Annotated in this window: 11 protein-coding genes; 10 read left to right on the top strand and 1 reads right to left on the bottom strand. The window is 41.9% G+C overall.

Annotated elements, in window-relative coordinates; translation table 11 throughout:
- Positions 1 to 101: 101 nt before the first annotated feature.
- Entirely contained in the window at positions 102 to 1,124 is a 1,023-nt protein-coding gene (locus OSCIL6407_RS0124410) for an AEC family transporter (RefSeq protein WP_007353968.1), read from the top strand.
- Between the two features lie 498 nt (positions 1,125 to 1,622).
- Here the strand turns inward: OSCIL6407_RS0124410 and OSCIL6407_RS0124415 are convergent, their stop codons facing one another.
- Positions 1,623 to 2,495: an exosortase-dependent surface protein XDP2 gene (locus OSCIL6407_RS0124415; RefSeq protein ID WP_007353967.1), complete on the bottom strand. Its 873-nt coding sequence runs from the start codon at positions 2,493 to 2,495 to the stop codon at positions 1,623 to 1,625.
- 911 nt (positions 2,496 to 3,406) lie between these two features.
- On the opposite strand from OSCIL6407_RS0124415, the gene OSCIL6407_RS0124420 reads away from it, so the two are divergent.
- The 9 genes from OSCIL6407_RS0124420 to OSCIL6407_RS0124460 all read left to right on the top strand — a co-directional run bounded on the left by OSCIL6407_RS0124420 (position 3,407) and on the right by OSCIL6407_RS0124460 (position 13,063).
- Positions 3,407 to 5,710 carry a TOMM precursor leader peptide-binding protein gene (locus OSCIL6407_RS0124420; RefSeq protein WP_007353966.1) on the top strand — a complete coding sequence of 768 codons (2,304 nt, stop codon included), beginning with the start codon at positions 3,407 to 3,409 and terminating at the stop codon, positions 5,708 to 5,710.
- Positions 5,711 to 6,054: 344 nt separating this feature from the next.
- Positions 6,055 to 6,894, top strand: coding sequence for a Uma2 family endonuclease (locus OSCIL6407_RS0124425; RefSeq protein ID WP_007353965.1), 840 nt, complete (start codon positions 6,055 to 6,057; stop codon positions 6,892 to 6,894).
- A gap of 7 nt (positions 6,895 to 6,901) precedes the next feature.
- A complete protein-coding gene (locus OSCIL6407_RS0124430) occupies positions 6,902 to 7,987 on the top strand; it encodes an amidohydrolase family protein (RefSeq protein WP_007353964.1) in 1,086 nt (361 codons plus the stop codon).
- Between the two features lie 109 nt (positions 7,988 to 8,096).
- Entirely contained in the window at positions 8,097 to 9,029 is a 933-nt protein-coding gene (locus OSCIL6407_RS0124435) for a DUF4351 domain-containing protein (RefSeq protein ID WP_007353963.1), read from the top strand.
- 84 nt (positions 9,030 to 9,113) lie between these two features.
- Positions 9,114 to 9,461, top strand: coding sequence for a DUF4351 domain-containing protein (locus OSCIL6407_RS0124440; RefSeq protein ID WP_148288924.1), 348 nt, complete (start codon positions 9,114 to 9,116; stop codon positions 9,459 to 9,461).
- Between the two features lie 103 nt (positions 9,462 to 9,564).
- Positions 9,565 to 9,735 carry an amidohydrolase family protein gene (locus OSCIL6407_RS34825; protein ID WP_007353961.1) on the top strand — a complete coding sequence of 57 codons (171 nt, stop codon included), beginning with the start codon at positions 9,565 to 9,567 and terminating at the stop codon, positions 9,733 to 9,735.
- Between the two features lie 221 nt (positions 9,736 to 9,956).
- Positions 9,957 to 10,613, top strand: coding sequence for a hypothetical protein (locus OSCIL6407_RS0124450; protein ID WP_007353960.1), 657 nt, complete (start codon positions 9,957 to 9,959; stop codon positions 10,611 to 10,613).
- 318 nt (positions 10,614 to 10,931) lie between these two features.
- A complete protein-coding gene (locus OSCIL6407_RS0124455; protein ID WP_007353959.1) occupies positions 10,932 to 11,516 on the top strand; it encodes a hypothetical protein in 585 nt (194 codons plus the stop codon).
- A 170-nt stretch (positions 11,517 to 11,686) separates the two neighbouring features.
- Positions 11,687 to 13,063, top strand: coding sequence for a radical SAM/SPASM domain-containing protein (locus OSCIL6407_RS0124460; protein WP_007353958.1), 1,377 nt, complete (start codon positions 11,687 to 11,689; stop codon positions 13,061 to 13,063).
- Positions 13,064 to 13,184 lie beyond the last annotated feature (121 nt).

Consider the following 13,184-nt stretch of genomic DNA (forward strand, 5'->3'; position numbering starts at 1 on the left):
TACTATACAATATCCAGTTAATATTACGTCAATATTCGGGAAATTGATAGTTTTCTTAGTATATACTCTTACTCCCTCAACTTCTCAATATCTAATCCGCTATGTTAAGTTTAGACAATCCCCTAGTCAAACTCTATGCCACTCTGATTGGATGGGTATTGACAGGATTTATCCTCGGTCGCTATCTACCCAAAGGAGCCTCGACAGGCTTAGGAAAATTCCTATTTTTCTGCGGCGCACCATTTAGTATTATTGCTTTCATGCGTCGTGCTAACCTCTCTGGATACCTAATAATTTCTCCCTTAACAGCGTGGACTGCTTTGTTTGTAGGGGCAGGATTAGCTTGGATTTGGATCGATTTAGGAGTCAACGACGAGCGCCTGCAAGCTATTTCTCGCGGCCTCACAAATCCCAAAAATGTTGACAGCAGGGCAACATTTGAGGAAGATAGCCGAGCGATAAAAAGTGCTTGGAGTAAACCAACTCAAGGCAGTTTTTTATTTGCAATGATGGTGGGAAATACGGGATTTTTAGGTTTTCCCATTATTTTGTCTTTAGTGGGAGCAGACTACTTTGCTTGGGCTTTGTTTTATGACTTAAGTATTACTCTCGGTATCCATGTATTCGGCGTAGCACTAGCAGCTTATTACGGTACTGCACCCAAGATCGAAGGTTGGAAAGGCCCCCTTTTGACAATATTAAAAAATCCTGCATTATGGGCTTTTGGGATTGGCTTAGTCGTGCGAATTCTGCCACTACCTCCACAAGCGGATAAAATATTGCAGACGGGTGCTTGGACAGTAATCACTTTATTCTTAATTATGATTGGGATACAATTGAGTAAGCTTTCATCTTTTCATAATCTCAAACAGGGATTGACTTGTCTCGCTATTAAAATGTTGTTAACGCCTTTGGTTGTTGGCACGGGCTTAATGTTTTTTGGCATCACTGGCCCGCCCAGACTTTTGTTAGTTTTGCTGATGGGTATGCCTCCAGCTTTTATCACTACTTTGTTTGCAGAAAAATATGGTTTAGACCGAGATTTGGCAGTAACTACTGTAGCAATTGGCTGCGGAGCTGTGTTATTTACTATCCCTATATGGTTATGGCTATTTGGGTTTTAAATATAGGCAGGAGGCAGGTGGCAGGAGGCAGGTGGCAGAAGGCAGGAGGTAGGTGGCTTTTGTAATACTAATTCTCCTAAAAATAGGACTTACATAAAACTATAATTGGGAGAATTTGTACAAATAAATGTAGCCATATCATTACGAACGAAGTGAAGCAATGACGATAGAAGCATAAGTAGTTGGGCATAAATAAACGTAGTCATGTCATTGCGAACGAAGTGAAGCAATCACCTAGTCCCTGAGATTGCTTCTGTTTGCTTCGTTCCTCAGATTGCTTCGTACCTCAGATTGCTTCGCTTCGCTCGCAACTGCGCTTCGCTTGACGCGCTGCGCTTGACTCGCAATGACGAGAGAAGTATAAATAACAAGACTTACGCACACAACCAAAGAAACCGGGTTTTTTGAGAAAAATCCTTGGTTGTGACCCACAGATTCTCTCGAAAACCCGGTTTCTGGGACTCTATGCGTAAGTCCTAGATAATTTAAACTGAGAAATTATGCAGTTTTGTTAGCGCGGCGGCGACGTGCGGCGATTATTCCACTAGCACCCAAGGCTAAACCTGCCATTGTCATCGGTTCGGGTACTGCTTCTGCTGCTCCACCTATTACTTTAAAGTCAGGGCCATTATCGCCAAGGGAGCCGTTAGTGCTCACTTGAATTGCACCAATCGGGCCGCTCACTCCTAAATCTGCTAAGCTAACACCCCATGCGCCCACATTTTGAGAACCGCCAATTTCTTGGGTGTTAATACTATATCCAGCCTTTCCCCAACTACTGGAATTAAGAGTTAGAAGATTTCCAATCAGGTTTCCCATAGCATCCAAAGCTTGAACTCTAAGGGTGCTATTCATACCCCGTTCCCAGAAGAATAAGTTTGCTACTGCTGTAGTAAACGATAGGTTAAGTTTAAACGAACCCGCATCTTCAGTGTCGATAATGTTGTTAAGGTTATTGTTGCCAAGATAAGCAGCCATTTCGCTTCCAGTTGGGTTCTTAATTCCCGATACATCTACTGCTTGTCCATTAACTATCGGGGAACTGGCGTTATCACCTTTATCTGTACTGGCTGCGCCGCTATTATCGTTACTTTTTGTCTTATCTTCAGGGTTGCTTGTTTGCGTATTCGGGTTTAAACCACTTTTAACTGGTGTATTGTTGATGATGTCTACAGCCTTGACGAAAGCAAAATCGCTGGTTGTTTTACCGCCGTATGTAACTGACTTTAACCAAATATCACTTTTAGCATCTGGTACGCTGGGAGTTGTCAAGTTAGTTGTAAAATTAAATGCCTTAGCTGGTGATTGAAATGCAAGCGTGCCTAAAGTAGCAGCAAGAGTAGCTAAGGTTGGGAGTAGTTTGGTATTCATGGTGATTAGTGATAAGTGGGTGAAAATTTGCTATATTTTTATTATCTATTAATTTTTGATTAGTGTTCCTATAGAGGTCAGTTTTAGGAGAATCTTCATTGAGGCTTCACTGCTACTTCACACAAGGTAAATTCAGGCTCTTAGTTTTTAAATGCTTTGTTTATTAAGAGAGTAACAGAGTTTAAATACTTCGGTAATTACCTTGATTTTCTTAATTCTATGAATCAATTTTGATCGTGTTTACGTATGATTGCTGAGAGTGTGAACTTGAAGATATAGAAACAATCAAAGGGAAAGCAAGACTATCTTAGATAAAATAGGGGGGTGTAACCCTTACAGGCTAAGCCTCCACACTATTCTGAACTCGCTCTGCGCCTGTCTCTGTGTACTTAGGTAGGATAGGACTTAGGCACCCAACCAAAGAAACCGGGTTTTTACGAAAATATTTCGCCCGTATCCCCAGAAGCTCTCAAAAACCCGGTTTCTGGAGCCATGAGCGTAAGCCCTAGTAAAGTTGCTTTGAGGCATTGCCATCAAGTCAGACTATGTATAGGAAGCGAGGGACTAGGGACTATAATGCTTATGGCCAGGGAAGAAAGCGCTTAAAATCTAGGGATTGCTTCTAAAAGTAACCATTTTAGCCTTTCCCCTCTTCCCATCGGTGTCAACTTAAAGTCAAACCCTGAATCCGACAGGGGTTAAAACCCCTGTCTCAAAGATCAAGTCCTCTGAAGAGGACTAATAAATTTAACAATTTTCTTCAGTCCTCTTCAGAGGACTTTAGCTATTAGACAGGGGTTTTAACCCCTGACGGGCTTTCGGCTTAAGTTGACACCAATTCCCTCTTCCCTCTTCCCTCTTCCTTCTTCCCTAGCCCCTAGCCCCTAGCCCCTAGCCCCTCGTTATAGACTATGTTCAATCGCATTCAATTCAATCCTGCTTACGCTGTCGAAGCTATAGAGCCCGATCGCGTGTTTTTTGTCTCCGAAAAAGGCGCTGGTTGGTTGCGCGATCGCCTATATCAGAAATTGGCTAGTCTGATTGATGGCGATCGCGACAGCGATAAAATTATTGATGCTATTCTTCTAGAGTTACTGGCAGACCAAGAATCCGACCCTGAAAATACGGCTTTCTTTCAAGATGCTCTCAATACCAGCATCAAAACCCAATACGCTCTGTTTCAAATGGAGAAACAGGGCTATATTCAGTTAGAAGACAATCCTCTGCCGCCGGATTTAGCCATCTTCTGTCATCATCTCAATATTGCCCCTGCTGATGTGCAGCAGCGATTGCAATCGACCAAAGTAGCTGTAAAATCATTCAGTTCAGTTCCGGCAGAAGCCTTGATTAATCTGCTGGAATCTCTGCATATTGAAGTTGCAGAAACAGGGGATATTACCGTAGTTTTAGCGGACAATTATCTCGATCCTAGACTAGAGGAATTTAACCAAAAAGCTTTACAGTCGCAATCTACTTGGATGTTAGTTAAACCCTTGGGGATAACTCCTTGGCTCGGCCCCATATTTGCCCCGGAAAAAACAGGTTGCTGGCATTGTTTAGCTAAACGATTACAAGACAACAACCCTGTGGAAAGTTTTATCGAAAGGCATAAAGACATTCCCCCCATCAATCCTCCCCTTGCTACTCTCAATTCTACTAAACAAACTGCCCTGAGCATGGCAGCTACGGAGGTGTTTAAATGGATTGCCCAAGGAGAGAATCGCAGATTAACTAGCACTCTGGTAAGTTATGATGCGATCGCGCTCCAAACTCAAGATCACATCCTCGTTAAACGTCCCCAATGTCCTACTTGTGGAGAGATGGCTAAGGGATTAGCGAAGAAACCCCGCCCCGTAGTTTTAGGACATCGGAAGAAAAACTTTACAGAGGATGGCGGACACCGTTTTTGTTCTCCAGAAGAAACCCTGAGAAAATATCAACATCATATTAGCCCGATTACTGGAGTTGTGCGGGGATTGAGTAAGATTCAAACTAATGCTCTCAATCATACCTATGTGGCTAAACATCATTTTCTCACGGTTTTTGACGATTTAGAAAACTTACAAAAAAATCTCGGCGGTCGAAGTTCTGGTAAAGGAAAAACCGATGCTCAAGCTAGAGCCAGCGGTTTTTGTGAGGCTATTGAACGGTATTCTGGAGTTTTTCAGGGAGATGAAATCAGAGAAAAAAGTAGTTACAATAAATTAGGCGATCGCGCCATTCATCCCAACGATTGCATGAACTTCAGCGAACAGCAATATCAACATCGGCAACAATGGAATGCTGAATGTCAAGGTTGGTTTCAAAAAGTTCCAGAACCCTTCGATCCAGACAGAGAAATTGATTGGACACCTGTTTGGTCTTTGACTCATCAAACCTTCAAATATTTGCCCACAGCTTATTGCTATTATGGCTATTCTCCAGGCTATCAACCTGACTGTTGGGCAGACTCTAATGGTTGTGCGGCGGGTAACACCATTGAAGAAGCAATTCTGCAAGGTTTCATGGAATTAGTCGAGCGGGATGCTGTGGCTTTGTGGTGGTATAATCGGCTTCAGAAACCCCAAGTCGATCTAGATAGTTTTGACGATCCTTATTTCCCAAACTTGAGACAATATTATCAAAGTATCAATCGGGAACTGACGATTTTAGACCTGACTAGCGACTTAAATATTCCCACTTTTGCGGCGGTGACGTGGAGGTGCGATCGCCCAGTCGAAGACATTGTAATCGGCTATGGTACTCATTTTGACCCCAAGATTGCTCTCAGTCGCGCTTTAACGGAAGTCAATCAAATTCTACCTAATGTTTTATTTGCTCAAGCTGATGGTAGTACCCAATATCCGGCTTCTCCCGATCCTCTAGCTGTAGAATGGTGGAAAACTGCTACTATGGCTAATCAACCCTATTTAATTCCCGATCCAAATACTACTCCTAAAGTTTGGGCAGATTATCCCGTAATGGCAACTAACGATCTCTTAGATGATGTCAAGCTTTGTCAACAAATAGTAGAAAGTAAGGGCATGGAAATGTTAGTTTTAGACCAAACTCGTCCTGATGTTGGACTGCGGGTAGCTAAGGTAATTATTCCTGGTATGCGGCATATGTGGAAGCGATTAGATGCAGGAAGACTTTATGATGTTCCCGTGCAATTGGGTTGGTTGCCAGCACCGCTTTTAGAGGATCAATTGAATCCCGTGCCAATGTGGATGTAAGCAATGCCGAGTAAAAAAAGTCTGCTTTCATTGCCTAATTTCTGGTAATTTTACTGGGTCAGGACTTAGATTATGTCCGGTTAAATGAGCGTAATTCCTGTAGGGGCGGGTTCGCCGAAATATTTGACACCCATCGAACAATCATAAAAACCCGCCCCCACCCCACGAAAAAATCAACAATTAATTAAATTTAATTGTTATTCAGCGATCATTATTCGGGATTATTCGTTGGGTGGGGGCGGGTTTTTTAAGGTTATTGGTAGGTGACATAATTGATCGGCGAACCCGCCCCTACTCCATATCCTAATAATATAATGTGAAATAAGACTTTCTCTGGTATCGTCATGCTACAACAGCGATCGCCAATTCCCCAGACAGAAACGCCTCTGCCGCCGAAGCAGACGTTGCCAACAATGTACGATCTCCCTAGTGAAGATGCGGAGGAACCTGGTTTGCCTGATGAGTTTCATAGCTGGCAACCTCAGTTGCTATCGCGCACGTTACAATTGCCAGATTATCCGAGCGATCGCATCTTTGTCGGTTCAGATTTAAACTTGTACTATGATGTCCATCATTCTCTGTGGCACAAGCGTCCCGATTGGTTTCTAGTTGTGGATGTTTCTCGGTTGTACGAAGAGACGGATTTGCGCTCTAGTTACGTGGTTTGGCAAGAAGGTACAAATCCGTTTTTAGTGGTGGAATTGCTGTCGCCGGGAACGGAAAAAGAAGATTTGGGGCAATTTGTAGAAGCGGAAGTAGATGCTACTGAGGAGAATAATGGACAACCAACGCGAGAAATACCGCCGAGAAAGTGGGATGTTTACGAGCGGATTTTGCGCGTACCTTATTATGCGGTATTTAGTCGGTATAGCGATCGCTTGCGGATTTTTAAACTCGATGGTGGGCGCTATCAAGAACTAATCCTAGATGCTGACAATCCTCGGTTTTGGATTCCCGAACTCAAATTGGGTTTGGGAGTTTGGCAAGGGGATTTTGAGGGGATTAATCGGCGCTGGTTGCGCTGGTATGATAGTGTGGGAAATTGGGTACAAACAGATGCGGAATTTGCGATCGCACAGGCAGAACGAGAACGACAAAAGCGGCTAGAATTAGCTGAGAAGTTAAAGTCGCTTTCTCTCGAACAGTTAACAATTTTGGGCATTAGCCCCTCAGATTTGGAATGATTGTCTTATGCTGAACGGATATCGAATTCTTGATGCTGATTCTCACGTTTTTGAACCCTCTCAAATGTGGGCAAAATATCTCGCCCCTGAATTTAAGCAATTTGCTCCCTCCCCAGATATGAGAATTCAAGGGGAAAAGATTACTAATCAGGTTTCTGAGCAAGTTGAAAAAGTTGGTAATAAGCAGATGATGGAGGCTCACCCTAATTCTTATTTGAAGCGCTTTGATGTGGAATCCCACGTTCAAGCAATGGTAGAAATGGGAGTCGATATAGCATTTGTTTATCCTACTTTTGGACTGTGGTTGTGGTCAATTGATAGTATGGCTCCAGAAGTAGCCGGAGCCTTTACTAGCGCTTACAATCACTGGTTATATGAAGAATTTTGTAGTTACGATCCCGACAGGTTAAAAGGTGTGGGAGCAATTAATCTTCATGCCCCAGAAAAGATGGTTGCGGAATTACATAAAATTGCTGAATTTGGATGGAAAGCGGTGTTTTTGCGCCCCAATCCAGTTAAAGGTAGACTTTTGAGTGATGTTGCCTACGAGCCATTTTGGACTGCTTGCGAAGAGTTAGGAATTGCTATTGGTATCCATGAATCCACTCATAGTTTGTTACCAACTACAGGCGCAGATCGATTTCAGACTCGCTTTGCTACTCACGCCTGTTCTCATCCTATGGAACAAATGATGGCACTTTTAGCGCTGATTGAAGGGGGAGTATTAGAACGTCATCCTTTGTTGAGAGTAGCATTTTTAGAATCGGGTTGCGGTTGGTTGCCCTATTGGTTGTGGAGATTGGATGAAGAGTATCGGAATTTACATTGGGAAGTTAGCCACAATGTTAAGATGCTGCCTTCAGATTATTTTCGTCGGCAGTGCTTTATTGCTGTTGAGCCGACGGAACCTTATCTGGGTCAAATTATCGATTACATTGGTGCTGATAATTTGATTTTTGGTTCTGACTATCCCCACATGGATCATCAGCCAGATATTGTTAACAAAATGATAGAACTTGAAGATAGTTTGTCTAAAGAAACGGTAGAAAAGATTGTTTGGGATAATCCTCGTCGTTTCTATGGCTTGTATTGATTAGCTAATAGTAGCACGTCTAGTCTAAAATGTTGGGTTATCCCAGTTCCTAGAGACGTTCCACCGGAACGTCTCCACTACATATCCCAAAGAAAGAAAATTAGCGGCAATGATTGACCACGATCGCTTATTTAAAGAATTGATAACTACCTTTTTCTGGGAATTTATCCAGTTATTTTTCCCAGAAGTAGCTGCTTATCTAGACCAAGATTCGATTACTTTTCTGGACAAAGAAGTATTTACTGATATCACTGCCGGAGAAAGATACGAAACCGATATTGTTGCCCAAGGCAAATTTAGAGGGCAAGAATCTTGTTTTTTGATACATATAGAACACCAAGCCCAAGAACAAGCCGATTTTGGGGAACGAATGTTTCGCTATTTCTCCCGCTTGTCAGAAAAATATCACTTACCAGTTTATCCGATCGCGATTTTTTCCTACCCTTATCCCCTTGCCCTAGAGCCCAATGCCTATCAAGTGGCATTCCCGAACAAAGTAGTGCTAAAGTTTAACTATGATGTTGTGCAACTCAACCAACTCAACTGGCGGGATTTCCTGCGACAGGAGAATCCGGTAGCGGCGGCGCTGATGGCAAAAATGCGAATTGACAAGAGCGATCGCCGTCGGGTTAAATATGAGTGTTTGCGGTTGATGGCAACATTGAAAATAAATCCAGCTAAAATGAAACTAATTGCTGGGTTTGTGGATGTTTATCTGCGGTTGAATGCAGAAGAAGAGAGATTGTTTAAGGCGGATATTGCTCAGTTGGAACCAGAAAAAGAGGCAGTAGTTATGGACATTGTGACTAGCTGGATGGAGGAAGGTTTGCGACAAGGTTTGCAACAAGGTTTGCAACAGGGTTTGCAACAGGGTGAATTAGCAATTATTCAACGTCAGCTTACACGACGAATTGGGGCTATTCCTCCAGAGTTACAAGAGAAAATCAGTCAGTTGTCTTTAGTCCAATTAGAAAACTTAGGAGAGGCATTGCTGAATTTTTCCTCAGTAGAAGATTTAAGAAACTGGCTGCAACAAATTTAATTCTAACAATTCAAAAGCGATCGCCGTCGAGTTAAATATGAGTGTTTGCGGTTGATGGCAACATTGAAAATAAATCCAGCTAAAATGAAACTAATTGCTGGGTTTGTGGATGTTTATCTGCGGTTGAATGCAGAAGAAGAGATATTGTTTAAGGCGGATATTGCTCAGTTGGAACCAGAAAAAGAGGCAGTAGTTATGGACATTGTGACTAGCTGGATGGAGGAAGGTTTGCGACAGGGTTTGCAACAAGGTTTGCAACAGGGTGAATTAGCAATTGTTCAACTCCTACTTACACAGCGAATTGGAACTATTCCCCCAGAGTTACAAGAGATAGTCAGTCAGTTATCTTTAGCCCAATTAGAAAATTTAGCCAAGGCATTGCTGAATTTTTCCTCGACAGAAGATTTAAGAAACTGGCTGCAACAAATTTAATATTCACAATTCAAGAGCGATCGCCGTCTATTCTATAGCGGTTCTCGATCTCTGTTGCATTATCAAAGGACATAAATAAATGTATCGAAGTTTACATTGAGAAGTGAGCGATCGCGTTAAGGTGCTGCTCTCAGAGTATTTTCGTCGCCAGTGCTTTATTGCCGTTGAGCCGACGGAAGCTTATCTGGGTCAAATTATCGATCGCATCGGTGCCGATAACTTGATTTTTGGTTCCGACTATCCCCACATGGATGGTCAGCTCGATATTGTTTAAAAAACGATCGCGCTCGAAAATAGTTTGTCTAAAGAAACGGTACAAAAGATTGTTTGGAACAATCCTCGGCGTTTCTACGGCTTGCATTGATTAGCCAGTAATAGCGGCAAAAATTATTGTTAAAAGTTATTAAGATATTCAAATTATCTGAGATAACTTTTGGTTTCATGTTACAATACCGTGAACTTCAGGCTCATCTACAAAAAATAAGGAGACATATTATGTACACACAGGTAAACAAAACCATTCAAAAGTCATCTATCTACGATTTTCGGATTGGATTTCAAGGCAAACAACTTTCTCAAGTTATTGCTTATATATGGCGCTGGATTGATGAGGATGCCAATAAAATAGAAACTCAAACTGCCAGAGCATTAAAAACTTATTTTGTCAAACCTAATGCCAGTTCCAATCAATCAACAGATCGCTCAAATAACCAAAGTCAAGTTAATCAAAATTTAAAACGGTTGTTTAGAGCAGATCCTAGAGCTTGGTTAGCGACATCCGAAATTCTTCGGGGAGAACGAGATGATAACAAGGAATCCAAGTTACTAATTAGTGTCTTTGGGGAAGCACGGATTAAAAATCAGGAGCTATATATTTCTCCAATGTTTAATGAAGCCGAACTTGGAGAACGCTTAGGCGGACAAAAAGGCCCTTACTATGAATTTTCAGTGGATGTATCTTCTTTTGTGGGCGTACTTCAAGATCCTACTGTAGAAACGCCCTATGCTTTTCGGTATTCGATTGCTTTTCCCCCGCGCCCGCAAATTGGTGAAGCAACAGTTACTAAAGATGAATTAAGCGATTGGATTGGGGATGAAATGACAGATAACATTTATCCCAATAACCTTTTTATTCCAGTTTCCACTAGCTGATTAGTGAAGAGACTAGGAATCAGCTTAGGCTAACAGCAAGCAATAGAAGAAGGGGCGATAAACTACCCTTCTTCATCTTCTTCGTCTAAACTTAATAAATAAAAGATAACTCTCCGATCTGTTCATAATTTTTTACATTAAAACAATCCGTAAATCCACTGAGGCAACCATTGATAATTCTATGTCAAATCTAGTATCTGTGTAACTGGCGATACAAAAATAGATTGACTTTATCGATCGCCGCTTAGCTTGACACAACAATTAAAATCTATTAGTATATTAATTAGTTGACCCAAAAAATACCAGGAGAATCATACTATGGTGGGAGCGAGACAGTTTATTGCCAACGCTGGAATCGTTGCAGAAGCTATTGCAAAATCAAAACATGGTTGTGACTCAAATAGTCCTGACTCAAACGTAACAGGTAACTTTGTCAAAAGAATTTTAGTCCAATCCAAAAAACTTTCTCATCTCATTGTTCATATATGGCTCAACAGGCCAGGGGCTTCAGAACTAGACAAATATTTTAAACAATCGCAAAATCTGAGTAAGCTTTTACTAGCTAGCGATCCTAATTCAGTTGAATACAAATTACTGAGGAATATTTTTCAACCTCAAGATATTCCTATCTTCAACGAAGAGGAAGGCTTTTATTACTCATTTAAAGTTACTGTAAATCAATTTGAGGGGAGTTTAGACGATCCTTTACCTGGTCAGGCTGCTAACCCAGGAGAGAAAGGAGTGTTTACTATGTGGATACCTTACCCCCCACGTCCAGAAATTTCTACAGATCCAATTGCCTCACTTCATCCATCTGAGTTAGAAGAGTGGTTGAAGTCTCCTGTAAATCATCCCCCCTACTTTTATGCCGCAAATCCTTACATTCCTACATCCACTACCTGATCCAAGCTAATTAACTTCTAGCTAGGTATGAATGGGATCATTAGGTGAATTGTACATTACCATCAATTCAATCTCAACAATTTAAAGAAATCAAACCCTAACAAGCTAGAAGCTTAACCCGCGCTACAATAAAGGCGGGTTTTTTCCTTTTCTTACAAAAATAAAAAATTATGATTATCAAAGATCCTCAAAACCTCTTACCAACTCAAATTCAAAACAAGTGGGAAATGCCAGACATGGTACTGGAAATACCCCCTCATGGCATTCCCTTGGATATCAAAAGTATTGAGAGGCTTTTAGCGGCAATACAATCCGGTGAACAGGCAGTAGCCTTTAAGCCAACACTGCCTATTGCTTCCGAATTGGGTTTACCTCCCTATCCTGCCCTCGCTTATTTATATCCCCAGGAATTTAGCGATCTATCAAAACAGTTATTTCAAGAAGTTGAAAATCAAGCTGGCGGAAATTATTTCAACTCAATTCCCTTTACTTTTATTTCAGAAACCGATATTGATGAGCAACTACATTATTTTGCCAATTATTACGGGATAGCAGTCAAACCTGCCTATGTGAGGGTAATTGTGGGGAATACTTGCAATCTGAAATGCGTCATGTGTCCCTATCATAGCGCTGTGCTGAAACCCACCCATACCACCGATTTCTTCACTGGCAATAAAGCCATGTCGTGGCAGATGATGGAGAAAATTGCTAGGGAATGCGGAGAAAAGAAAATCGCAATTTTAATCGGCAGCGTAGAAGAGCCATTGCTGCACCCCAAGCTAGTAGATTTCGTGCAACTATGTCGGCAACAGGGAGTTCCCAGGATTCACATCACCACCAACGGCCAACTGCTGAATGAAGAGATAGCACAAGAATTATTGCAGGCTGGGTTAACCAGTATTGATATTAGCATTGATGCCGCCAACCAAGAAACTTATACTAAAGTCAGGGGGGCGAACCTGAGCCGAGTTGAATCTAATGTGCTACAGTTCATTCAACTGCGCGATCGCCTGAGAGTGGGTTGTGAAGTCAGGACATCTTTCGTCAGAAATCAGGGCGTTACCAGGGAAGAAGAGGAACAATTCCGAGAGCGGTGGCTTGCCAAAGCTAACAGCGTTTTTGTTTTGAACGTAGCTAAATACGAAGAGACAAATATGCGTCTTGCCAATATCAATAACACTGTAGAAAGCCCACTAGAATATTACCTCCAAAAAGCTCAAGGTCGCTGGGCTTGTCTATTTCCCTTTATGGAAATGGCTATTTTGCCCGATGGTAGGATATATTATTGTATTGAAACCCTATTTAGGTTAGGTTTCGACGGCGATATTGAGAGCTTGGGCGATTACAATCAACAAACTCTCCAAGAAATTTGGCAGGGAGATTTATTTAACCAACTGAGGCGGGATTTAATTCTGAATCAGTTAGAACGTAGATCGGCCTGTAAAAATTGCGATATGTGGAAATCTCAGGTTATTGCTAGATCCGCTAAAGATGGAATTTTGGCAATGACGACTACGGTAACTGAAATTTACCAATATATGAGGTAAAAAAAGACCCCCCCTAGCCCCCCCTTGTAAAGGGGAGGAACTGGAAAAGCCCCCTTTCTAAGGGGAGGAACCGGACAAGCACCCTTTCTAAGGGGAGGAACCGGACAAGCCCCCTTTCTAA

The organism is Kamptonema formosum PCC 6407 (assembly GCF_000332155.1).
Classification (GTDB): domain Bacteria; phylum Cyanobacteriota; class Cyanobacteriia; order Cyanobacteriales; family Microcoleaceae; genus Kamptonema; species Kamptonema formosum.

Coding starts and splice junctions, on each gene's coding strand:
- OSCIL6407_RS0124410 (WP_007353968.1), top strand. CDS start 102: ATGTTAAGTTTAGACAATCCCCTAGTCAAACTCTATGCCACTCTGATT.
- OSCIL6407_RS0124415 (WP_007353967.1), bottom strand. CDS start 2,495: ATGAATACCAAACTACTCCCAACCTTAGCTACTCTTGCTGCTACTTTA.
- OSCIL6407_RS0124420 (WP_007353966.1), top strand. CDS start 3,407: ATGTTCAATCGCATTCAATTCAATCCTGCTTACGCTGTCGAAGCTATA.
- OSCIL6407_RS0124425 (WP_007353965.1), top strand. CDS start 6,055: ATGCTACAACAGCGATCGCCAATTCCCCAGACAGAAACGCCTCTGCCG.
- OSCIL6407_RS0124430 (WP_007353964.1), top strand. CDS start 6,902: ATGCTGAACGGATATCGAATTCTTGATGCTGATTCTCACGTTTTTGAA.
- OSCIL6407_RS0124435 (WP_007353963.1), top strand. CDS start 8,097: ATGATTGACCACGATCGCTTATTTAAAGAATTGATAACTACCTTTTTC.
- OSCIL6407_RS0124440 (WP_148288924.1), top strand. CDS start 9,114: ATGAAACTAATTGCTGGGTTTGTGGATGTTTATCTGCGGTTGAATGCA.
- OSCIL6407_RS0124450 (WP_007353960.1), top strand. CDS start 9,957: ATGTACACACAGGTAAACAAAACCATTCAAAAGTCATCTATCTACGAT.
- OSCIL6407_RS0124455 (WP_007353959.1), top strand. CDS start 10,932: ATGGTGGGAGCGAGACAGTTTATTGCCAACGCTGGAATCGTTGCAGAA.
- OSCIL6407_RS0124460 (WP_007353958.1), top strand. CDS start 11,687: ATGATTATCAAAGATCCTCAAAACCTCTTACCAACTCAAATTCAAAAC.